16 protein-coding genes and 1 pseudogene are annotated in these 24433 nt (G+C 31.0%); 1 reads left to right on the forward strand and 16 read right to left on the reverse strand.

Annotated features, from left to right (window positions below):
* Positions 1-16: 16 nt before the first annotated feature.
* The 8 genes and pseudogenes from L1S46_RS01025 to L1S46_RS01060 form a co-directional block, all read right to left on the reverse strand.
* Complete coding sequence (locus L1S46_RS01025) at positions 17-1066, reverse strand: Gfo/Idh/MocA family oxidoreductase (RefSeq protein ID WP_238898897.1); 1050 nt, start codon at positions 1064-1066, stop codon at positions 17-19.
* Positions 1067-1097: 31 nt separating this feature from the next.
* Positions 1098-2069 carry a sugar phosphate isomerase/epimerase gene (locus L1S46_RS01030; protein ID WP_238898899.1) on the reverse strand — a complete coding sequence of 324 codons (972 nt, stop codon included), beginning with the start codon at positions 2067-2069 and terminating at the stop codon, positions 1098-1100.
* Between the two features lie 34 nt (positions 2070-2103).
* The gene (locus tag L1S46_RS01035; protein ID WP_238898902.1) at positions 2104-3204 is read right to left on the reverse strand and encodes a Gfo/Idh/MocA family oxidoreductase; all 1101 of its coding nucleotides are present in this window, start codon (positions 3202-3204) and stop codon (positions 2104-2106) included.
* Between the two features lie 721 nt (positions 3205-3925).
* Positions 3926-4057, reverse strand: a pseudogene (locus L1S46_RS01040) (hypothetical protein); the annotation flags it as partial.
* A 528-nt stretch (positions 4058-4585) separates the two neighbouring features.
* Positions 4586-5758, reverse strand: coding sequence for a mandelate racemase/muconate lactonizing enzyme family protein (locus L1S46_RS01045; RefSeq protein WP_238898904.1), 1173 nt, complete (start codon positions 5756-5758; stop codon positions 4586-4588).
* Positions 5759-5774: 16 nt separating this feature from the next.
* Positions 5775-7610 carry a beta-glucoside-specific PTS transporter subunit IIABC gene (locus tag L1S46_RS01050; RefSeq protein ID WP_238898906.1) on the reverse strand — a complete coding sequence of 612 codons (1836 nt, stop codon included), beginning with the start codon at positions 7608-7610 and terminating at the stop codon, positions 5775-5777.
* Between the two features lie 73 nt (positions 7611-7683).
* The gene (locus L1S46_RS01055; RefSeq protein ID WP_238898908.1) at positions 7684-9072 is read right to left on the reverse strand and encodes a 6-phospho-beta-glucosidase; all 1389 of its coding nucleotides are present in this window, start codon (positions 9070-9072) and stop codon (positions 7684-7686) included.
* 195 nt (positions 9073-9267) lie between these two features.
* On the reverse strand, positions 9268-10128 hold the full coding sequence (locus L1S46_RS01060) for a MurR/RpiR family transcriptional regulator (protein ID WP_238898909.1): 861 nt from the start codon (positions 10126-10128) through the stop codon (positions 9268-9270).
* 601 nt (positions 10129-10729) lie between these two features.
* Between L1S46_RS01060 and L1S46_RS01065 the strand changes: the two genes are divergently transcribed.
* Complete coding sequence (locus tag L1S46_RS01065) at positions 10730-11788, forward strand: galactose ABC transporter substrate-binding protein (RefSeq protein WP_238898910.1); 1059 nt, start codon at positions 10730-10732, stop codon at positions 11786-11788.
* 373 nt (positions 11789-12161) lie between these two features.
* On the opposite strand, the gene rlmD is transcribed toward L1S46_RS01065, so the two are convergent.
* From rlmD to rapZ, 8 genes are all read right to left on the reverse strand, one after another.
* On the reverse strand, positions 12162-13526 hold the full coding sequence (gene rlmD, locus L1S46_RS01070) for a 23S rRNA (uracil(1939)-C(5))-methyltransferase RlmD (protein ID WP_238898911.1): 1365 nt from the start codon (positions 13524-13526) through the stop codon (positions 12162-12164).
* A gap of 636 nt (positions 13527-14162) precedes the next feature.
* A complete protein-coding gene (gene pyk, locus L1S46_RS01075) occupies positions 14163-15584 on the reverse strand; it encodes a pyruvate kinase (protein ID WP_017212224.1) in 1422 nt (473 codons plus the stop codon).
* Between the two features lie 144 nt (positions 15585-15728).
* Positions 15729-16685, reverse strand: a complete 957-nt coding sequence (gene pfkA / locus L1S46_RS01080) for a 6-phosphofructokinase (protein WP_012061003.1) — start codon at positions 16683-16685, stop codon at positions 15729-15731.
* Positions 16686-17141: 456 nt separating this feature from the next.
* Positions 17142-20717 carry a DNA polymerase III subunit alpha gene (locus L1S46_RS01085; RefSeq protein ID WP_238898913.1) on the reverse strand — a complete coding sequence of 1192 codons (3576 nt, stop codon included), beginning with the start codon at positions 20715-20717 and terminating at the stop codon, positions 17142-17144.
* A gap of 103 nt (positions 20718-20820) precedes the next feature.
* Positions 20821-21105 carry a Dabb family protein gene (locus L1S46_RS01090; RefSeq protein WP_238898914.1) on the reverse strand — a complete coding sequence of 95 codons (285 nt, stop codon included), beginning with the start codon at positions 21103-21105 and terminating at the stop codon, positions 20821-20823.
* A 23-nt stretch (positions 21106-21128) separates the two neighbouring features.
* Positions 21129-22076: a DNA-binding protein WhiA gene (gene whiA, locus L1S46_RS01095; protein WP_017212227.1), complete on the reverse strand. Its 948-nt coding sequence runs from the start codon at positions 22074-22076 to the stop codon at positions 21129-21131.
* Between the two features lie 42 nt (positions 22077-22118).
* On the reverse strand, positions 22119-23471 hold the full coding sequence (locus L1S46_RS01100) for a YvcK family protein (RefSeq protein ID WP_012061007.1): 1353 nt from the start codon (positions 23469-23471) through the stop codon (positions 22119-22121).
* Complete coding sequence (gene rapZ / locus L1S46_RS01105) at positions 23468-24352, reverse strand: RNase adapter RapZ (protein ID WP_012061008.1); 885 nt, start codon at positions 24350-24352, stop codon at positions 23468-23470. Before rapZ ends, L1S46_RS01100 begins: the two co-directional genes overlap by 4 nt.
* Positions 24353-24433: the final 81 nt, after the last annotated feature.

A 24433-nucleotide genomic window follows, 5' to 3' on the forward strand; every position in this document is an offset into this window, starting at 1 on the left:
GCTTCTTGATTAACTTCTATAACTCTATCACTTTCTTCTTGATAACTGATTCACGAATACTCTCCATAAGCTTAATAACCCTCATTACCTCTGTATTCTTTACAAGAATTTCTTCTTCTCCTCTTATAGCTCCAATAACATTTCTATAAAAGTCCTTAACATCAGAATTAACAATTTTAAGTGCTTCTTCTTTAATTGTTTCCTCTGTCCTAGGCGCCATAGTTTTTGTTAATCCGGCAGCTGTTCTAATAGGAATTGCATCATTTTTACTGCTATCAGTAATACGAACGACTTTGCCTCTTAAATTCCAATCATCTATTACAGCTGTGCCATTTTGACCTAACACATACCAGCGCGGTAAATTTATAAAATTACTTGTTCCAACTTCTACAACGTAAATTAATCCGCTTTCAAATTCTAACTCAGCAGTAAATCCATCATCCACAAGTTCATTGGTAACATGAGTAAATCTAGCATATACTGATTTTATCCTTTCATTAATCATCATGCATGCCTGGTCAATAATGTGAACACCCCAATCTAAAAGCATTCCACCACCATGTTCTTCTTCTTGTCTCCAATCACCTGGTATGCCACGAGATCCATGTACTCTAGACTCTATTCTAAAGACATTTCCTAAGATAGCTTCATCATATATCCTTTTTACAGTTAAAAAATCCTCATCCCAACGTCTATTTTGATGAACAACCAAAACTTTATCCATTTCTTCTGCTATATCTACCATCTCTTTAAATTCTAAAGATGACATTGCCGCTGGTTTTTCACAAATTACATTTTTACCAGCTTTTAATGAACTGATTACTATCTCTTTATGTACATCATTTGGTGTTGCACATAAAACAATATCTACTTTCTCATCTTCTAAAAGCTCTTTAAAAGAATTATACGGATTTATTTCATGCTCTCTAGCAAATGCTTGTCTATCTTCTTTAATATCATAAGTACCGCAAACAGTCAAATTATCAATTCCTTCAATTAGCTCACGATGCCAATTTCCCATGCCTCCCAATCCAACTATTGCTAAATTGAACATCTCATTACACATTGTTTTATTTCTCCCTATCAAATTTTTATAATTATGCCCAAAACATATCACCTTTAGCTTCAAAAATAATTGCATCTTTTAAACAATTTATTGCTTTTATCAACCCTTCTTCTGTTGTCATCAAACTATCCTCATGTTCTATACTCAACGCATGATCATATCCAACCATTCTCAATGCAGAAACAATGTCCTTCCAATAGCCAATATCATGTCCATAGCCGACAGAACGAAAAATCCAAGAACGTTCAATTTCCTTACCGTAATGGCCTACATCTAGCACACCGTTTATTGGACAATTTATTTCATCTATCTTTGTATCCTTTGCATGAAAGTGAAAAATAGCATTATGCTTTCCGAGCTCCCTAATTGCTGCCACTGGACTAACTCCTTGCCAAATTAAGTGACTTGGATCAAAATTAGCACCAATTTCTGGCCCTACAGCTTCACGCAATCTTAATAAACTTTTAGGATTATATACACAAAAACCAGGATGCATTTCAATAGCTATTTTATCTACACCATGAGCCTTTGCAAATTTCACTTTTTCCTTCCAGTAAGGAATTAAAACTTTATTCCATTGATAATCTAATATTTCAATAAAATCCTCTGGCCATGGGCAAGTAACCCAATTTGGTTTTTGGGAAGTTTCACTGTCACCAGGACAGCCAGAGAAACAGTTTAATATTCTTACTCCCATTTTTTCGCACATTAAAATTGCATTAGTCAAATCATCATCGAATTTTTTTGCTATTTCCTTATTTGGATGAATTGGATTGCCATGACAACTAAATCCACTGATTTCTAAACCGCTTCTTTCTAAAATAGATTTAAATTCGGCAAACTTTTCTTCATCTTTTAATAAAATTACTGGGTCACAATGGTGTTTCCCTGGATAACCTCCGCAACCGATTTCAATTGTTTGTACACCTTTACTTGCCAAAAAAGAACAAGCATCTTCAAAAGATCTATCTTGTAAAACTGGATTAAATACACCTAATTTCATATAAATTCATCTCCATAAAATATAATATTATTAATTATTTAAAATATACAGCCTTACCAGTTTTAGCAGACTCATATATTGCTTCTAATATTTGAGTAACTATTAAAGCTTGTTCAGGCCTAACCACTAATTCATCACCATTAATAATTGCATTATAGAACGTACTTTGTTCTATATCAGGAGCATTATCTTCTTCTCCATCATAAAAAGCAACCCCAGTAGCATCTAGTTCAGGCTTTTCTATACATTGTTTATTATACTTAACAGAATTTATCCTCAAGCCATCTTTCATATCAGCACCAGCTTTTGTACCACATAAAGAAGTTTTAGCTTCATCAACATCAAGACTATTTAGCGCCCAGCTTGATTCTAGATTTATTGTAGCGCCATTTTTCATCTTGATAAATCCAAAAGCTGAATCCTCTACTGTAAACATCTCTTTATCCCAATCGCCCCAAGCATTTCCTGTACATGTTTGATCCCCTAACTTGTGGTATACAGATCCTAGTACACACTCTGGTTCATAATTATCCATCATCCAAAGTGTTAAATCAAGAGCGTGAGTACCTATATCGATTAATGGACCTCCACCTTGTTCATCTTCATTTAAAAATACTCCCCAAGTTGGAACAGCTCTACGTCTTATTGCATGTCCTTTTGCATAATAAATCTCACCTAAATCACCATTTTCGCATGCAGCTTTTAAATATTTTGAATCTGCTCTGTATCTATTTTGATAACCTATAGTTAGGATTTTGCCAGTTTCTTGCGCTACTTCAAGCATAGCTTTAGCTTCAGCGTATGTTTTAGCCATTGGTTTTTCACACATAACATTCTTATCAGCTTTCATTGCTTCAATAGATATATAGCTGTGTGATTTATTTGGAGTTAAGACGTAAACGGCCTTAATATCTTTTTCTTTTGCTAAAAGAAGTTTGTAGTCAGTATAAATCCTACTTTCTTCTTTGCCATATTTAGCTTTTGCTTCTATAGCCTTTTCCTCTATCAAATCACAAAATGCTTCTATTTCTATATTTTGATTCTTTTTTATTGCTGGTAAATGCTTTCCATTTGCAATACCTCCACATCCTATAATAGCAACCTTTAATTTCTTTTTATTACATGTATTCTCCATAACCATTCCCGACTTTCATAGCTTATTAAACCTTAAAGTTTGAAGTCAGTTTTTCACTTCCTTTCATAGTAAATTATCATAATTTATTACTCTTATGAATGATACGTATCATTGTCTTTCATAAATAATTCTATACTTAATTTTGTCTATTTACTCGCCATTAATTGCTTAGTTATTCTCAAATATTGTTTTGCGCATATTCTTTGAATGCTATGATACATTAATTTTCCCCATTAAGTTAAAACTTGAACGTTTGTTATCGATATTATAAATATTAATAGATTGGTTAATTCCAAAAAACTTTTTCCTCCCTCCTCATCCCAGCCTTCTTCCTTCTCCTAATCCATTATTTAAAAACCATAAAAAAGCACATAATCAGATTTTCCATCTGTTCATGGGCCTTTGCTTTAATAACTTTATTAATATATAAAAAACATGTTGTTTATAATTTTCGCTTAGTGTTATATTTTTGCAGGTTTGAATTTTGGGCTAACAAGTACAAATGAACGCACCGAATTTCATTATTTAAAAATTCCAATACTGCTCAATTACATTATTTAAATCCTAAATATAAATTTTATTTACACTCTATAAGCTTTTGAACTATTCTTATACTAATTTGCTTACACTTATTCTTAAGAGATTATACTATTGTAATTTAAAAATACACCCAGCCTCTTTCTGCTGAATTAAATTTTCCCCTGTTAAGCGGCATAGCTCATTTTCCACTTATTATAGAGGATATTTCTACGATACTATCATATGGTAAGCCAGCTATTGCTCCATTATTTTGAGTACTAACTACCATTGTAGTTCTTTTGTCATTATAAATTGCACTAATACATTCACATGCATTTCTTAATTCATGAACTCTACACCTTCATTATAGTATGGACTTAAACAAAATATAATATAGTCTTTATTCAATAGGATAAATGATTCATAAAACTCAAATATTATATTTATTATCTTGAATCATTGATTCATTTATATGAGCACATATATAAACAAATTAATCCTATCAAAAAGTAACATCTCAATATTCAATTTTTGATATTTTCTTCAACTTTCCATTACTATACATTAATAGTCTTGAAGTTAGTAAAGTTTTTCTCTCAATTCTTGAAAATTCTATAATTTTAAGTTCAATAAAAGTAAGGTATTGTGGTTAAAATCACTAGTTAATTTAAAATACAATATATTATATAGCATAATCCTTATAGAATTCTCAATATTTAATGATAAACCAAATAATAATAAGCGGTTAATAACTCATCACATTGGCAAAATTATTAACCGCTTATCTAAGTTTTCAAATCTATACTTTTTTCAATAAAATCGTTATTTCTCTACAATGCTCTAAATATATGTTGATTACCTGCTAATCTACTATAAATTTTGTACATTTATTTAGAATTTCTTCAGGAATATCTTGTCCAATTCCAGGACGGTCAGATATAGTAATATATCCATCAACTGGTGTATCATCATATGCTCCTAAGCTTCTAGTAAAGTCAGACATATTCCCAACATGATATTCATGAATGCAGAAATTTGGAATTACTGCTTCTATTTGAAGCGCAGCTGCATTAGAAATTGGTCCTCCACAAACATGCATTTGAACTAATACGTCATAAATTTGTGCCATATCACATATTTTTTTTGCCTCTGAGATTCCACCACAATTAGCTACATCTGGCTGGATTACATCCAAAGATCGGCTTTGTAAAAACGGAAGATATCCATATCTTGAGTAGATTCTCTCACCAGAAGCCAAAGGAATATTTGTTTTTTCTTTTAGTGATGACATCAACTGTGGATTTAATGGCCCGCATGGTTCTTCTAAATAATAGATATTAAATTCTTCAGCAAGTTTAGCAATCTGCAATGCAGCATTAAAATCTGTCTTTGCATGGAGTTCTAAGATAATGTCCATCTCATCTCCAACGGCATTTCTTATTTCCGCTAATCTATCTTTACACAATTTCAATTTGTGATTTGTTAGCAATCCATCGTTACGCAAATTCTTCTTTCCAAATTCATCTCTCTGTAAAGGATCAACTTTGAGTGCTGTATATCCATCTGCTCTAGCCTTTCTTGCTGCTTCTCCATATTCTTTAATTCCACATAATGGGCGTGAATCTTTGTCCCAATCAAACTGAATTTGACTTGCATATGCTCTTACTTTATCACGTACTTTTCCGCCTAACAGTTCATACACTGGAACTCCAAGTAACTTTCCTTTAATATCCCATAGTGCTATATCAATTGCACTTATGGCAGAAAAAATTACTGTTCCTCCACCTAGTCCCCAGAATGTCTCTTTCTGAAGCCTATTCCATATTTTTTCTATATTCATTGGATTCTCTCCAATAATCAATTTACCAAAATCCTGAATTTGACCAATTGCTGCCAACTTGGAATTTCCATAAGCCACACCTGCTTCTCCAAATCCACAAATACCTCCATCAGTATTTATTCTTACAAATACTGGTTCATTAGGTGCATTTTTATCATAATCTGCACAAAATATTTCTACACTTGTTATTTTCATTTATTAACTCCTCCTTTTAATTAATTATCTGCAAAAATTCATCATTTATAGACAATTCATCTTTCTCTATCACTTTAATATCTTCTTTTGATGAATTTGGAACTACAACAATAACACTGGTATCATATCCATTTTCTTTTATAAAATCTAAATCAATATCAACTAATCGATCACCTGGATGAATAATTGTGCCTTCCTCTACATAAGTACTAAAGCCTTTCCCTTCTAACTTTACAGTATCAATGCCGATATGAATCAAAATCTCTTTTCCACTATTGCTTATAATCCCAATCGCATGACCAGTTGGATAAATAGAAGCTACTTTTCCTTCTACAGGAGAATAAATAGTTCCCTTTGTTGGTATAATAGCTGCCCCGTATCCTAATGCTCCTGATGAAAATGCTTCATCCTTTACTTCTTCCAAAGGAATCACTTTGCCACAAGCAACACTTGTAAATATTTCATTAGCTTTGTCAGTTTCTTTATCTACAACGGATTCTGAACTATTCTCTACTTTTACAAATATATAAGTCAAAGTAAATGACAATACTAATGCTATTATTGCAGTAATAACTGCATTGATGATATTACGTGGATTAGCACCTATAAATACAGGCAATGACAAGAATCCTGCCGAAGCAATTGCATATCTAACTACTCCTGTAACACCTGCATATAATCCAGCGATTGCACCAGAGAGCATTACACATACTAATGTACGTTTGTATTTCAATGTTACACCATACAACGCAGGTTCTGTAATCCCAGATAATGCAGTAATACCAGCTGAAATTGCAACTTGTCGTTTCTCTTTCTTCTCTTTTAAAGCTATTGCTAAAGCTGCTCCACCTTGTGCAACATTACTTCCAAGCATTCCTGGACCCATGAATGTTTCATATCCAAATTGGGATACAGATAATATTGCAAAAGGAGTAATTGATACATGCATCCCTACCATAACTAAGAGAGGAGAAAAAGCTCCCATAACAGTTGGTACTAACCAAGGAACGTTTTCATTAAGGGTCTTAATGACTACATAGATACAATTTCCCATATATGCTCCTAATGGCCCAATAACGATTAAAGCCAATGGAGCTGTAATGATCAGTAACAACATTGGTCTTAACATAGTTTTTAACACTTGTGGTATTATTCTCTCAATAAACTTTTCAAGATAGCTCATAAACCAAACTACAAGAATAATAGGTATAACAGTAGATCCATATTTTACTGCTTTAACAGGCAAATCAAATAATGCAATACCGTTACCAGAAACAACCAAATCCAAGAAATTGGGATGTAACATTACTCCTGCAATTGCCATAGCCATAAACTGATTTGTTTCAAATTTCTTTGCAGCACTATTCGCTATATAAAATGGTAAAAAGTAAAATGGAGCATCTGAAATTAAAGATAAAATTTTATAATTTTGTGTATTATTACCCATTCCAAAAAGTACACATAAAGAAAGAATAACTTTAACCATACCACCTGCAATAATGATCGGAATAATAGGTGCCATGATCCCAACAATCATATTTAAAGCAGCTTTTGGTGCACTTTTAAAATCAAATTTCCCGCCTATGCTTTTTCTTTCCACATTTTTCCCAGCCCCATGTTTTAGTAAATCTTTGTAATATTTATCCACCTCAGCGCCAATTATTAGCTGAAATTCATCCCCAGCTTGAACAGTATTAATAACCCCTGGTACCTTTTTCAATTCTTCCACATCAAATTTAGATTTATCATTTAGTTTAAACCTTAGTCGTGTCATACAGTGATATAAATCTTTGATGTTGTCAGATCCACCTACATGCTTAATAATTAAATTGGATATATCTTTTTGATCCATATTAATCCACTCCTATACGCAAATTCTTTTTCTCATACTCTACGCCTCTTAAATATTAATTCTTCATTACATCTTAGTATCCATTCATCATTAAATCTATAACAACAGAATCTGTTGAGTGAACACCCTCTTTTTTTAATTCTTCAATTTTATTTTTAAACTGTGGAAGATATTTTTCATGAGCAACAAGAAGTTCATTTAATACAATCCTTGCTTCATTGCCATGCTGTACTAATGGGTTTATAGAAAACGCTTCTAACGCAGTTCCATAATCTCCAGTCAAAGCAGCCTTAATTGTACATTCTTCCATTGCTTTCATAATCTGAATATAGCCTTTCTCAAAAGAACTCATTTCCCCCCATGCTATAGGCTCTGCTCCTCTTGAAGAAATTATGCTTGATACTTCAACAATCGAATCACTATCAAGACATGGAATTGCACCATTATTCTGAGTACTTACAACCATATGGATTCCTTTATTATTATAAATTGCACTTATGCATTCACATGCAGCATCACTATAATATGCTCCACCACGTTTTGATAACTCTTCTGGCTTTATAGTTAAATCTTTGTTTGTATATAATTTGAATAAAGATTCTTCAACTTCTTTAACCTGCTCTGCACGTGTTCCTTCTTTTTTAAATTCCTCTATGGAATGATTAAGCATTTCCTTTTCACAGTAGTAATAACGATGGTATGCGCAAGGAATCACTTTCGTAGAATGAAGCAATTCTAATGGAAGATCTGCAGAGAAAATATTCTTTGGCAAACCACTTTCTTTATCATTAATACGGTTTATTATCTGCTCTGTAACTTCATTTCCCTTTTCGTCAAAAACTCTATGCCAGTGAAAATGATTTAGCCCTGCAAACTGATAACTTAATTTTGACGCATCAACTCCAATTGTTGCTCCTTCTTTCATCATAGCCATTACTGGAACATTACATAATCCTATACACTTTTTCCATCCAAACTCCTTAATAACCGCTTCTGTAATCATTCCGCTCGGATTTGTAAAATTAATAAGCCATGCATCAGAACATAATTCTTTCATGTCTTGTATAATCTCTTTCATCACTGGAATTGTCCTAAAAGCTTTGAACATACCTCCAGCTCCATTTGTTTCTTGTCCAAGCATTCCGTGTGATAATGGTATTCTTTCATCTTTAATTCTTGCATCTAAAAGACCAACTCTAAACTGCGTAGTTACAAAATCTGCATCCTTTAATGCTTCTCTTCTATTTAATGTTGTTACTACCTTTACCTTATAAGGCGTTGCATCCCACATACGCTGTGCCAACGCACCTACTATTTCAAGTTTTTCTCTCCCATCTTCAATATCAACAAGCCATATTTCTCCTATTGGAAGCTCACTATATCTTTTTATGAACCCTTCCATAAGCTCTGGTGTATAACTACTTCCTCCACCTATTGTTGCTATTTTTAAAGTTTTTTTCATACCATATGCCTCCATTAAAAATTATATATTTTTCTCTTGTCTTGTGACTAATATACAATTTTAAACGTTTTAATTCAATAAAAGTGATATAATCTGATACTTTTTTCTAAAACTTTTCTATCTCAGCTCTTTTTTCTGACACTTTTTGAAACTTTAATAAAAAAACTCATCAGAATTTTCTTCTGATGAGTTCTTTTATTCAGTAATATCTCTATTATCAACTATATTCGCAATTTCCTTAATATATTTTATGTTATCATTATAATCTCTTTTAAAAATACAACTATAAATAAGATCAAGCATATACTGCATTGCAATATGAGATGAAAATTGAGATATTCTATTTTTAAAATTTTCTCTGTCACTTATATATAATCGATGCTTTATATATTCTGGAACACTCGAACTTCCAACCCTGCCTATCCAAATTGTTTCAATACCTCTTTTATAAAGTACCTCTGAAATAGGCTTAAGAAAATTGGACTTTCCTGAATATGATAGTAGCAATGCTGCATGATTCTTTTTTGATGCAGTTGCAGTACATCTCTGATCATAAAAAGATTTTGTACAATTAACCATCCTTCCAATAGAACGCATTTTATCCATAAAATTCTCTGCTACATTACTGTTATGTGCATGAGTATAAATATCTATAACATCAGCTTTATGAAGAATACTCACACATGTGTTTAGCTTCTCAACATCAATATATTTATATGTATCTCTTATAGTTGTTTCATATAATTTTATAAGTTTCTGTGCAATTACTCCCTGAGTATCACCCTCTAAAAAAGGGAAATTAACATCAATATCATTTTCTATTTTACTTTCCTCTGCTATGTCCTGAACAACTTTTACCTTGAGTTCATTAAATCCATCCACACCTATTTTCTTGCAGAACCTGTGAATTGCAGATTTAGATACAAACGTTTTTTCTGAAAGTTGCTGAATAGATAATGTACTTATTTCGTTTTTGTTTTTAATAATATACTGTGCAAGAATATTTTCTGTTTGAGTTAATTTATCACAACATTTTATCATATTTTCAATTGTCATATTTAACCTCCAAATTATTTAAGTTGTAAGTGAACAGATTTACTAGTATCTATTTACATAACAAGTAAGATCAACAGTTCCGCCATTATCTATAATAAATAAATTTGATCTTCTCAAGTTTCTGAGAAAGTGCTTTTTCAATACAGTAAATGTTCCTTTACTATTTTATTTCTCTTTTTCAAAGAAGATTCGTATCCCTTTTTTCATATTGCATTTTCTCCATATATATTAGTCTTTTATAAGTTTTCTTATTTCTCCATTTTCTATTACTAGATTTCTATTATCAATAAAAATATTCTATCAATGTTCTCTATACTTCTCAACACAACTTCAAATAATTTTTTCACAAACACCTATATCGCCGCAACATGAATTACGCTTTTCCATTATTCCGTTCTTTACTTAATAATTTTTTAACACTTGCTTATATATAACTCTTCTTTGCCCATTCATTCAATAAATCTCCTATCCTTATTCTTCATTATAAATACCTTTCTATTGATCTACTAATTCATATATACATCAATTAGGATAAATTTTATATTAATAGAAAAACTAATATTTATTATTAACTTTTAAACAACGAATTGGAGGATTATTAATGAAAACATTAAAAAGAATAATTTTATTTATTATAATAATATCAAATGCCTTAAACCTAATGATTAATGTTAAATTTAATGCATTTGCTAACCCAATTTTTAATCTTAATACTACCTCTGTAATTAATGCTGCAGTATTATTCTCTAATTCCGATGATTTATTTCTATTACAACTAAAACAAAGTTTAGAAGATATTCAAAAAGAACATAAGGATATTCAATTTACCTTCTATTATGGAAAAGATAACATTTCCCTACAATATGAGACATTAGATTCAATTCTTAAAAGTAATATTGATCTAATTATAGCAAGCTTAGCTGATACAAGCGAAGATGTAATAGAAAATGTCATATTCATGGTCAAGCAAAAAAATGTTCCAATAATTTTAGCTGGCATTAGTCCAGAAGCTGCGTCAAGAATTTCGAACTATTATAACAAAGTTGCTTTTATATCATCTGATTATAAGCAACAGGGTATATCTCAAGGTAAAATGCTTGTTGATTTATGGAATAATAATAAAAATGCTCTAGATAAAAATAATGATAATATATTACAATATGTTTTGCTACAAGGTAAAAAAGCTAATCCTGCAGCAATTAATAGAACAATATATGCTATTTCAACAATTAATGATTCAGGAATAAAAACACAGCAGCTTGCGCTAGTAAATGGAAATTGGTTAAGGGAATTGGCCAAAGAGTCAATGGATTCCTTATTTCTTAAATATGATGGCAAAATTGAAGCAATAGTTGCAAATAACGACGCTATGGCAATTGGAGCAATTGAAGCATTGCAAAAATATAACTATAATAAAGGTGATAAATCTAAAACTATAGCCGTTGTTGGAGTCGATGGGCTACTCGAAGCTAAAGATTTAATTGATAAAGGCTTTATGACTGGCACAATTGTTCTTGATCCAAAGATTGAAGCTGAGCTAATTTATAATATTGCGATGAACTTAATTCACAACTTAAATCCTATAGAAAATACTAATTATAAAATTGTTAATGGAGAAATTATAATTCCATATCCAGATGATAAATATATTAAAAAATGATAATAAAATCTTTAATTTAGATTATTTTTTGAATTCCTATTCAAAAAGTCGGTTATTTAAATACTTTATGACCTACCCCCTCATATAGCTTGTTTATGACATCTTCAACAGATGTTTGCCCAATGCTAGCTATAATTAAAGTTAGCATTAATGAACAGTTTATAAACATAATATATATTCAATAAAAACTTGGTCAAAGAAAATCTTCAATCACTATGAATGTTTATTCTCATGTTATTAAAACAATGTCAAATACTAGCGTTAACATTTTTGAAAATTTAATAAGTACTCAACTTCCAATCAACTAAATCTCCCGTCGGAAGAATGTCGGAAATCGGAAGTTTTTGAGCTTATATTATTTTAAAGAATAGCTTTATCTCTTAGTTAGTAATGCGACAGTTTCCACATGCTTTGTATTTGGAAACATGTCTACAGGCTGTACTTCTATTGTTTTAAATCCTAAACCTTCTAAATGTTTTAAATCTCTTGCTAAAGTACTAGGATCACACGATACATACACTACTCTTTTAGGCTTAGCTTCTCCTATAGCATTTAGCAAATTGATATCACATCCCTTTCTTGGGGGATCCACAACTATTATGTCTGGTTTGATTCCATTTTTTATTAACTCTGGAATCACTTCTTCAGATTTTCCCACATAAAATTCCGAGTTGTCTATTCCATTTATTTCTGCATTATCTATCGCATTATCTATCGCCTGTTCTACTATTTCAACTCCATAGACTTTTCTTGCATTCTGAGATAAAAATAATGTTATTGTGCCAGCACCGCAATATGCATCAAAAACAATCTCGTCTCCGCTCAGATCTGCATATTCCAAAGCTTTATTATAAAGTACTTCTGTTTGAATAGGATTTATTTGAAAGAAAGATAATGGCGAAATATTAAATTTATATTTACCTATATAATCAGATATATAATCCTGCCCCCACAAAGTTATACACTTGTCACCGAGAACTAGACTATTATTTTTAGTACTTATATTCTGAATTACTCCCTTTAAATTTTCAACCTCTAACCTAATATCCTTTATCAGTTCTTCTTTCTTTGGAATTTCCTTATCGGTAGTAATCAAAACTACCATAATCTCATTAGTTTTAAAACCCTTTCTCACCATTACATTTCTAATTAGTCCTTCACTAAAAAATAAATTATCTTTCCTAGCAGGTAATATAGAATACTTTTTCATCCAATTTCTTATTATTTTTATGATTTTATCAGTTTCTTCATCTTGAATTAGACACTTATCCATATCGACTACTTCATGTGTTTTTTCACTAAAAAAGCCCATTGAAAGTTCATTGTCTGTCAATGCAATTGAATATATTCCCTTATTTCTATATCTGTACGGAAATTCCATCCCTATAGTATTTTTAACTATATCCCCCGATAATCCACCAATTCTTTCTGTGCAATCCTTAACTCTATTGTATTTAAATTTTAATTGTGAATCATAATTAGAATGCATTAAAGTACAACCACCACATTTTTCATAATAATTACATTCAGGTATAATTCTTTCGTCACATTTTTCCACTATATCTATAAGCTTTCCATAAGAATAATTCTTTTTGTTCTTGATTATTTCTGTCTTTACAGTTTCCCCTATTAAAGCTCCTGGTATAAATATTGGATATCCATCTATCTTTGCGACACCCTCACCTTCATATCCTAAGGAATCTATTTTTACAATATACTCTTTATTTCTCTCTAACACATGTACACATCCTTCATTGTTAGTATCATTTCCTAACTATAATTTTCAAATCAATATTTAAAAATACTTTCTACATTTTATCATATCTTATTCATTTATTTAAGATATTTATAAATTCTTATATACAATTAAGAACAAACTCTAAACTATTAAATTCTCATTTATAATGGATATTATATTTAGACTTAACATTTCAATAACTTCCCATAAAAATCAAATAATTTGCTCATGCTAGAATTTATTTTATCAGGTAATAAATAATTAATGATAATTATGATATCCGATTTAATCAACCTCTTAGCGCCATTAAATCATATAATTTTCCTAAAATAAAAAAAGAGCACCTTGCGGTGCTAATACAGAATCAGTTGCCATTTAATTCCATAATCATTAAATTATTATTTCTCTTTTAGAGCAATAATATACATTATATATTAAATATCATATCTTTAAATGTTAATTTTTTGTTAACTTTATATATTCTTTAAAATTTGATTACATATTTATTATCTTGAGTGCATGTATATATTGGATTTTATGTTTATCGATCATTTAAAACCTTCCATGTAAAAAGGGACTTTGGTAAGATTCTTACCAAAGTCCCTTTATATATATTAAAAAATTATGTTTCAAATATTATTTTACTTCGCTAATCTTTAAAAGATTTGTTGCACCAACTTGGTCTACAGGAACTCCAGCTGCTAATACAACTATATCTCCTGATTTAACAAATTCATTATTTTTAGCTATTTCAACTGATCTTTCTAACATTTCATCAGTAGATTCCATTTTATCAGCAACTACTGGATATACTCCCCATGAGAATGCTAATTGTCTAGCAACTATTGGATCTGGAGTAACAGCTATAATTGGGCATTCTGGTCTACATTGAGAAATTCTCTTAGCAGTTGCACCAGTTTGAGTTGAAGTAATTACTGCTGCTGCTTCTAATTCATTAGCTGCATTACTAGCTGCTCTTGAAATAACTCCTGCTATAGCTGGAATATGTGTTTTAGCTTGAGAAACTGCTACTTTATATTCTAAAGATTTTTCAGTTTCTTCAGCAATCTTAGCCATTGTAGCTACAGCTTCTACTGGATAATCTCCATTAGCACTTTCTCCTGATAACATGATTGCATCAGTACCATCTAAGATAGCATTAGCAACGTCTGAAACTTCTGCTCTTGTTGGTCTTGGATTTCTCATCATAGAATCTAACATTTGAGTTGCAGTTACAACTGGTTTACCAGCTGCTTTACATTTTTTGATGATCATCTTTTGAACTGCTGGAACTTGTTCTATTGGAATTTCAACACCAAGATCTCCTCTAGCTACCATTATAAGGTCTGAAGCTTCTAAGATTTCATCTAAGTTATCAACACCTTCTTGGTTTTCTATCTTTGAACAGATAAGGATTCTTTCTCCACCATTTGCATCAAGTATTTCTCTGATAGTCTTTACATCAGATGCTTTTCTTATGAATGAAGCAGCTATCATAGTAACTCCAACTTCACAACCGAAGATTAAATCTGATTTATCTTTTTCAGTAAGAGCTGGTAATTGGATTGATACTCCTGGTACGTTAACTCCTTTATGAGTTCCAACGAATCCAGTGTTTTGAACTTCACACTTAATAGCGTTACCTTCAACAGATTTAACAGTTAATCCTACTAAACCATCATCTATTAAAATTGTATTTCCTGGCTTAACATCATTTGCTAGTCCTGCATATGTAACTGAACATTTAGTAGTATCACCAACTACATCCATATCTCCAGCATATACTGTAAATTCAGAACCCTTAGCTAATTCAACTTTCTTTGGTTCAAATTTACCAGTTCTTATTTCTGGTCCTTTTGTATCAAGAATTATTGCAATTTCTCTATTTAACTTCTTTGATAGTTCTTTAACTTTCTTAATTCTTCCACCGTGTTCTTCATGGTCTCCATGTGAAAAGTTATGTCTTGAAGCATTCATTCCTGAAAGAACAACCTTCTCTAATATTTCCATATCTTCACTTGCAGGGCCAATAGTACAAATCATTTTAGTTTTTCTCATTAAACTAACACTCCTCTTTCTTCGATTAGGCACATAAAATAAAATAATGTTACAAATATGCAAAATAAGCAAGCATGTTGATTCATTATTTTTTGATTGTACCTTATTTATAAAATTTATATAAATAAACTATAAGCTAAATTATTATGATAATACTTGAGCAATATCATAAAGTTCTTTATCAAATTTGCTTTCCATATCAAGAGCTTCATCTATATCTTGGTCTATTATTTTATTATCTCTAATTCCTATTACTCTTGAAGTTCCACCTTTTAATAATACTTCTATAGCCTTTGCTCCCATTCTTGAAGCTAAAACTCTATCTGTAGCAGTAGGACTTCCTCCTCTTTGAATATGACCTAAGATTGTTGCTCTTGTTTCAATTCCAGTTACTTCTTCAACGTACTTTGCAAGTTCAAATGCTCCTCCAATTCCTTCTGCAAGCATTATTAGATTATGCATTTTTCCTTTATTTTTACCTTCTAAGATAGTTCTACAAAGTGCATCTTTATCAAATTCCATTTCAGGAATTATAATTGCTTCTGCGCCTCCGCAGATACCTGCATATAAAGATAAATCTCCGCAGTCTCTACCCATAACTTCTACAATTGAAACTCTTTCATGTGAAGTTGAAGTATCTCTAATTTTATTTATAGCATCTACAACGGTATTTAAGGCTGTATCAAACCCTAAAGTGAAGTCTGTGTAAGCTAAATCATTATCAATTGTTCCTGGTAAACCTATTGTTTTAATTCCAAGCTTTGATAATAATTTTGCACCCATAAATGAACCGTCTCCACCTATAACTACTAGAGCTTCAACACCATAAGCTTGTAATATTTTTGCAGCCTTTTTTCTTACTTCTTCATTCTTGAATTCAGGACATCTAGCAGTTCTTAAAATTGTTCCACCTCTTTGGATTATATCAGATACTGAATTTCTATCCATGCTGAATAATTCTCCATTAATAAGTCCACTATAACCTCTTTGTACTCCCATAACTTCAATTCCGTTATGAAGCGCAGTTCTTACTACTGCTCTAATTGCAGCATTCATGCCTGGTGCATCTCCACCACTTGTTAACACAGCTATCTTTTTCATAATATATATTTCCTCCTTAAAATACCGCAAAGGGACCTTAAATGACCCTTGTGTACATAATATAACCATAATTTATTAATCAAGAATTATTGTACATAAATTTGAACCAATTATCAATGATATTTAACCATTTTCTGATATTATTCTAAAATAAATGTCTAAATTTTATGAAAAATTTCACAATACAAATAATTTGAAAATTATTTTACTGAATTTATGACTATACACCACTAAATATCATATTTTTTCATATAAGCTATCTTCATTTATAACAAGGATAGTAACTGCATTTTTATAATAGTTTTAGTGTTATAAAACAATGAACGTAATTTGTCTTCTCTATTATAACCAATAATCGATAAATTTATATAAAATAATATAATTTTTGTGATATTAATTTTTGTAATATTTTTCATTTGTATATTTACTAAATTTTTAATCGCATCTCGTTTCTAATTATGAATCTAATACTTTAACATTCTCATCTCCTAAAGTTTGTCTCAATAAATTCATAACATCGCTCTCTAGGGAAATCCATCTATCTCTTGGCACTCTGAACTTTTGTTTTCCTTTGCTCTCAAATATATAAATAGGCGTATCTCCAATATATTCCTTTATCAATAATTCTTTTAATTTTTTACTTAAAACAGTAGCTGCCACCTTATCATCAACTCTTAAATATACTTTTGAAGTATTGACCTTCTCTAAAGGTTCTATACTTTCACAAATAAGTTTTGGTGGTTCATCTTCTTTCAAACTTAATCTTCCTTTAACTATTACCAAACTATCTGTTACGCATAATTCTTTTACTTTCTCCAAAGTTTTAGGGAACACTATTACTTCAATCGTTCCAGTTAAGTCTTCAAGTTTTAGGAATGCCATTATAGAATTATTTCTTGTTACCTTCTGATTAACACTAGCAAGTATTCCTCCAAGGATTACTCTATCATTATCTTGTAAGGCATCCTGTCTGTTAAACATATTAATTTCACCCATATCGCTCTCTAGAGAATCATCTAAAGTTTCCTGTACTAAAAATATTTTAGAGATCTCATTTGTTGTCTGCATTTTCAGACTTTGAGAATAATCATCTAGAGGATGCCCAGTAATATAAAGCCCCGTCATCTCCTTTTCCATAGCTAATAAATTACGCTTAGTAAATTCCTTAATATTAGGATAGTTTACTTCTGGATTTTTTAATTCTTCACTTGCAAATAAGCTTATTTGCCCATCAATATTTCTTCTCTTATCACTAGATATATTATCAATTAATTTTTCATGAACAGCTAACATCTTAGATCTAAAAACATCAAAATCATCTAGAGCCCCAGCCTTTATTAAACATTCAACTGCACGCTTATTTATTGATGATGGATCCATTTTATTTATAAAATCAACTAACGATTCAAATTTACCCTTTTCTTCTCTTGCTTTCACTATGCTTGCTACAACATTAGTTCCAACATTCTTTATAGCTGCTAATCCAAATCTAATCTTGTTCTCTTTAACAGTGAATTTAGAAAAACTTTCGTTTATATTAGGTGGTAAAACTTGTATTCCAAGTTCTTCTGCTATACCGATATAGTATGCTACCTTTTCACTGATTCCCATGATTGAATTAAGCATTGCTGCAATCATCTCTACAGGATAGTACTTCATAAGATATGCTGTTTGATATCCAACAACTGCATATGCTGCTGCATGGGATTTATTAAATGCATACGAAGCAAAGTCCATCATAGAATCGAAAATTTTATTAGCTATTTCCTCTGAAATTCCATTTCTCACGCATCCTGGCACTATTACTTCATCATTTTCAACAATACCATGAATGAAATTTTTTCTTTCTTCCTCCATGACTTTATGTTTTTTCTTTGACATAGCTCTTCTAACCATATCACTACGTCCCATGGAGTATCCAGCTAAATCTCTAACAGCCTGCATTACTTGTTCCTGATATACTAAACATCCATACGTAACACCTAATATAGGCTCTAATTCTTTAGTTAAATACGTAACTTTTTCTAAATTTTTCTTTCCTTCTATGTATCTAGGAATTTCAGCCATAGGCCCTGGCCTATAGAGCGATATTCCCGCAATAATATCTTCCAATGAATCAGGTTTTAATTCCTTCATGAATGAAGTCATTCCTGGCGATTCAAGCTGGAACACTCCAGCAGTCTTACCTTCCCCTATCATTTTATATACTTCTTTGTCTTCAAAATCTATTTTATCTAAATCAATATCTATCCTTCTATTTTCTCTAATCATGTTAATAGCATCATTCATAACCGTTAACGTTCTAAGTCCTAAGAAATCCATCTTAAGTAGCCCAAGCTCTTCTAATGTTGTCATTCCAAATTGGGTTACTATCATTTCTTCATTCTTCTGTAATGGAACATATTCAACTAATGGCTTTGATGCTATAACAACACCAGCAGCATGAGTAGAAGAATGCCTTGGAAGCCCCTCTAAATCCTTCGAAACATCTATTAACGCCTTTACTCTTTCATCTGTATCATAGGCTAATTTAAGCTCTGGATTTAAGTCTAACGCCTTCTCTATAGTTATTCCAAGCATTGTTGGTATCATCTTAGCTATTCTATCAACCTCTGCATAACTATAATTCATAGCTCTTCCAACATCTCGTATACATAGTCTAGCTGCCATTGTACCAAACGTTATTATCTGCGAAACATTACTTGCTCCGTACTTCTCAACTACATAATCAATGACTTCTTGTCTTCTTTCATAACAAAAATCACTATCTATATCAGGCATGGATACTCTCTCTGGATTTAAGAAACGTTCAAAGATTAAACTATACTTAATCGGATCTATTTTGGTAATTCCTAACGTATATGCAACTATTGAGCCTGCTGCTGATCCTCTACCTGGCCCTGTAGGTATTCCACTTTCATAGGAAAATCTAACAAAATCCCATACAATTAAAAAGTAGTCAATATATCCCATTTGCTTTATTACTTGAAGCTCATATTCTAGTCTATCAACATATTGTTTAGCTTCTTCATAATTTGCTACTACTTCTTCAATTTTACTATAATCCAAATTCTGATTTCTAAGATTTTCAAATACACTATATCTATCTATCAAACCTTTATAGCAAGTATCTCTAAGATAGTCATAAGGATCTTGACCTTCTTCTAGCGGAAATTTTGGAAGCTTAGATTCGTGAAACTTATATTCATAGCTACACTCATTGGCTATCTTAATGGTATTCTCCAAAGCCTCAGGAACATAGGAAAACATATCCCACATTTCATCTGCTGATTTTAAATAAAACTGATCTGAAGGATATCTTCTTCTATGAGGATCATCAATGGTTTTAGCTGTTTGTATACACATTAGTACGTCATGTGATCTAGAATCTTCCTTGCTTATGTAGTGAACATCATTAGTAGCAACTAGTGGTATACCAGTTTCATTAGATAACTTTATATTTTCTTCATTTACTCTCTTTTGTTCTTCCATTCCATGATTTTGTAACTCAATATAAAAGTCACCGTTAAAAATTTCTTTGTATGTTAAGGCTGTCTCTTTTGCTTTTTCATAATTACCTTTAAGATGGTAAGATTGTACTTCACCACCTAAACATGCACTCAAAGCAATTAATCCTTCACTATGTTTTCTTAAATATTCATAATCTATTCTGGGCTTATAATAAAATCCTTCAATAGATGCAACTGATACTATTTTCATTAGATTTTCATATCCAATTTGATTCTTTACTAATAAAACCAAATGATAAGTTGAATTCTCTTTGTCTGGCTGCTTTATATGTCTAGACTTTGGTACGACATAAACTTCACATCCTAAAATAGGTTTTATATCATTTTCTTTTGCTGCCTTATAGAAATCTACAAGCCCATATAAAACTCCATGATCAGTAATAGCAATACTCTTCATGCCTAATTCTTTTGCCTTCTTCATGAGCTTTCCTATTTTTCCTGATCCATCAAGTAAACTATATTCTGTATGCAAATGTAAATGACAAAATTGTTTTTCTTCCATTATCCTCACCTCCTCTTTAAATTAACAGTTAATTTATAGTTTAAAATTTACAGTTTCTTTAGAATTTTTCTAACTAAACTATAAATCTTAAACCATATGTTATTTAGAAATCTAAAGTTTTACTGCCTTCCATATATGGCCCTATAACCTTTTTAACTTTTTCAACATGAAATTCGTTCACGTCATAAGATAAATAATCTTCCTTGTTATCAAATCTTGTTATAATTCCAACATCATAACTTCTATCACTTTTTATTACATCTACCCCTACTTCTAGCTGCTTTAATTCCTTGATCATTCCATTCATAGATAATAAAGTCTTTTCTACAAATTTCAAATTTTCTGTTGTTGGCTTTTTCAATTTAAATAATACAATGTGTGTAAACATAATATCCTCTCCCTTTAATTTTATTATTTGCTTGTTCGTAATTCCTCTGCTATCTTTTCTATCTTTCTTAATCTATGATTTATTCCCGATTTTCCTACTGGAGGATCTAGCATTTCTCCTAATTCCTTCAGAGATTCATCTGGATAATTCAATCTAAGCTCTGCAATTTCTCTTAAATTATCTGGCAATCTTTGCAGCCCAATCTGTGATTGGATAAGTTTTATGCTTTCAACCTGCCTTACAGCTGCATTTACAGTTTTAGAAAGATTCGCTGTCTCACAATTCACAAGTCTATTTACATTATTTCTCATTTCCTTCATTATTCTTATATTTTCAATCTCTAAAAGCGATGAATGAGCTCCTATTACATTAAGCAAATCTACTATTTGTTCTCCTTCTTTGATATATACTATGAAACTATTTTTTCTCTGTATAACCTTGGAATTTAAACTGAAAGTATTGATTAAATTCGATAAATCTTTTGCATATTCTTCACTATGAGTTACAAATTCTAGATGATAAGTTTTTTCTGGATTACTTATGCTTCCTCCGCCGATAAATGCGCCTCTTATATATGCTCTTTTTATATCTTCATCTTTAAAAATATACTCCTCTATTCTATAATCTAAGCTCATTATTCCATCAATTTCTTTGAGTATTCCTGTATCACTTAATAGTCCCCTAACACCCATTTCTTCAGAAATTACTACCATATAGATATTATTCTTCTTTAAGGAGTTACTCTTTTTCACCATTAACTTTGAATGTATATTAAAGTGATCCTTTAAAAGTGTAAAAATCAATCTAGCACTAGCTGGGTTTTCTGTGGTCATTTTAAAACTAAGTCCACTTCCACTAAAAGCTAATGTACCACTAACCTTCATAATAGCCGATATTTCTGCTAACGCCTCTTCTTTCGAAATATCTATATATCTGCATATCTCTCCTTTAACTTTAGATGAAAATGACATTCTGTTTCCTTCCTTATCTATAAATTTTCTTATAGTTTATAATTAATCAATTACTTTTCCTTTTTCTTCTCTGACTCTTTCCTTAATACGTTGCGATAAATACATATATTCAATTATCTTTTTCTTATCATATAAAAGTTTCTTTTCCATTATTGTATCTACTAATATTTCTGCCAACTTATCTGAATCGTGCTTTATCAATCCATTTTTAACTTTTACTAAATCGTCCCCAACTATTTTTACACCTAGACTATTAATGTCTTCTCTATCTAATTTAACAAGCTCCGCATCATCTTTTTGGTATTTTTCTTTTAATTCCTCTGTTATTTCTCCTGTATTAGCAATTACATAATCAACAATATCTTTCCCACCATATTTGAATAAAACCTTTAAATGGTCTGACACTTTAAAACCCGTAGTCTCTCCAGGTTGAGTCATTATATTTGAAATGTATATTTTGATAGCACTACTCTTCCTAACTTCTTTTGCAATATCTTTAACAAGCAAATTAGAAGTTATACTTGTATATAAGCTACCTGGTCCCATTACTATAGCATCTGCTTCCTTTATAGCCTCTAATGCCTCTGGAAGAGCTTTTGCATTCTCAGGAACTATTTTTAGTTCTTCTATTCTAGATTTTTGTTCAATAGCTTCTTCTGGAATTTGCGATTCACCTTTTACTATATTACCATTTTGTAGTTTTGCAACTAATTGCATATTATCCAAAGTAACAGGTATAACTTTACCTGTTACAGCTAATACAGAACTCATTTTCTGAACTGCTTCCTCAAAATTGTCAGATATTCCAGCCATAGCTGCCAAGAATAAATTTCCAAAGCTTTGATTCTTTAACCTTCCATCAGCAAATCTATACTGAAGTAAATCCTCCATTATTGGCTCCGTATCAGCTAATGCCAAAATACAGTTTCTTATGTCTCCAGGAGGCAACATTCCTAAATCTTCTCTTAGATCTCCAGATCCGCCCCCATCATCTCCAACCGTAACTATTGCAGTTATATTTGATGTATAGTACTTCAACCCTCGAAGCATTGTAGATAAACCAGTTCCTCCACCAATTACAACTATCTTAGGACCCTTTACTAATAATCTTTTTTCATATATTAGACTTTCAATTTTTCTGCTATCTAGAGAAACTTTGATATAGCCTCTATTTACTAAAGCAATTATTGATTTCATCGTTTCAGTAATTGATATATATAAAACAAATATTCCTGTAATATTTAAAAACACATAAAAAACCTGGTAATATAAATTGTAAACCCTATGGTTAACTAGTTCTGTAAATCCAAATGATATTAATAATATTCCGAAAATACCAAACGCTAGCCATCGTTTCACTTTAATTCCAGCCTTAAGCCAATCTTTTATCCTCATAGCTTCTTTTCTCCTTTATGAAGATCTTCAGCTACATCTCTATGCTCTATTTTAGAATTATAGTTTTCTTTATTTAATCTTTCATAAACTTCATTTGCTATTGCAACTGAGCGATGTCTTCCACCTGTACATCCTATAGATATAATTAATTGACTCTTTCCTTCTTTTATATAATTAGGTATTAAATATCTTAACATATCTACTAACTTTTCTATAAAATTCACAGTCTCCTCTTGTTTTAAGACATAATCTTTAACTGGTTCATCATTACCAGAATACTGCTTTAATTCAGGTATATAAAATGGATTTGGTATAAATCTAACATCAAAAACCAAATCTGAATCCACTGGTATTCCATATTTAAACCCAAAGCTTAATACAGTAATTGATAATTGCTTTTCAGGATAAGTATGATCTCCATAATTCTTGTTTATTTTTTCTCTTAAATGCCTTATTTCGTATTTAGATGTATCAATGATAATATCAGCTATATTTTTAACTTCTCTTAATTTCTCTCTCTCCTGAGTAATCCCAGTCAAAACTCTTCCATCTGGAGATAATGGATGGCTTCTCCTTGTCTCCTTAAATCTCTTAATAAGCACTTCATCAGTTGCTTCTAGAAATAATATTTCGTATTTAAATTCATTTTTCTTTAAGTAATTTAGGGCTTCAAAAAAATCATCAAAGAAAATTCCGCCTCTAATATCTATAACTAATGCTACTTTTTCAATATTTCCGCCACTTTGCGTGCATACTTCTGCAAACTTAGAGATTAACTTTGGTGGAAGGTTATCAACACAAAAATATCCTAAATCCTCCAATGTTCTTGTTGCTTGTGTCTTTCCTGCTCCTGATAATCCTGTAACAATAACAAATCTCATACTACACACTCCCTTTTGCCAAAGACGTCTTCTAGGCACAACTATTACTTCTAATTTACCTTAACATCAAAATTATATCAC

The sequence above is a fragment of the Clostridium sp. YIM B02500 genome, assembly GCF_022324665.1.
Classification (GTDB): domain Bacteria; phylum Bacillota; class Clostridia; order Clostridiales; family Clostridiaceae; genus Clostridium; species Clostridium beijerinckii.

Coding starts and splice junctions, on each gene's coding strand:
- L1S46_RS01035 (WP_238898902.1), bottom strand. CDS start 3,204: ATGGAGAATACATGTAATAAAAAGAAATTAAAGGTTGCTATTATAGGA.
- L1S46_RS01100 (WP_012061007.1), bottom strand. CDS start 23,471: ATGAGGATAAAAGATTGGCTTAAGGCTGGAATTAAAGTGAAACGATGG.
- L1S46_RS01060 (WP_238898909.1), bottom strand. CDS start 10,128: ATGACAATTGAAAATATGATAAAATGTTGTGATAAATTAACTCAAACA.
- pyk (WP_017212224.1), bottom strand. CDS start 15,584: ATGAGAAAAACTAAAATGATTTGTACTATTGGCCCTGCAAGTGAAGAT.
- pfkA (WP_012061003.1), bottom strand. CDS start 16,685: ATGAAAAAGATAGCTGTGTTAACAAGTGGTGGAGATGCACCAGGCATG.
- L1S46_RS01085 (WP_238898913.1), bottom strand. CDS start 20,717: ATGGAAGAAAAACAATTTTGTCATTTACATTTGCATACAGAATATAGT.
- L1S46_RS01050 (WP_238898906.1), bottom strand. CDS start 7,610: ATGGATCAAAAAGATATATCCAATTTAATTATTAAGCATGTAGGTGGA.
- L1S46_RS01025 (WP_238898897.1), bottom strand. CDS start 1,066: ATGTGTAATGAGATGTTCAATTTAGCAATAGTTGGATTGGGAGGCATG.
- rapZ (WP_012061008.1), bottom strand. CDS start 24,352: ATGAGATTTGTTATTGTTACAGGATTATCAGGAGCAGGAAAGACACAA.
- L1S46_RS01030 (WP_238898899.1), bottom strand. CDS start 2,069: ATGAAATTAGGTGTATTTAATCCAGTTTTACAAGATAGATCTTTTGAA.
- L1S46_RS01045 (WP_238898904.1), bottom strand. CDS start 5,758: ATGAAAATAACAAGTGTAGAAATATTTTGTGCAGATTATGATAAAAAT.
- L1S46_RS01055 (WP_238898908.1), bottom strand. CDS start 9,072: ATGAAAAAAACTTTAAAAATAGCAACAATAGGTGGAGGAAGTAGTTAT.
- whiA (WP_017212227.1), bottom strand. CDS start 22,076: ATGTCATTTTCATCTAAAGTTAAAGGAGAGATATGCAGATATATAGAT.
- L1S46_RS01065 (WP_238898910.1), top strand. CDS start 10,730: ATGAAAACATTAAAAAGAATAATTTTATTTATTATAATAATATCAAAT.
- L1S46_RS01090 (WP_238898914.1), bottom strand. CDS start 21,105: ATGTTTACACACATTGTATTATTTAAATTGAAAAAGCCAACAACAGAA.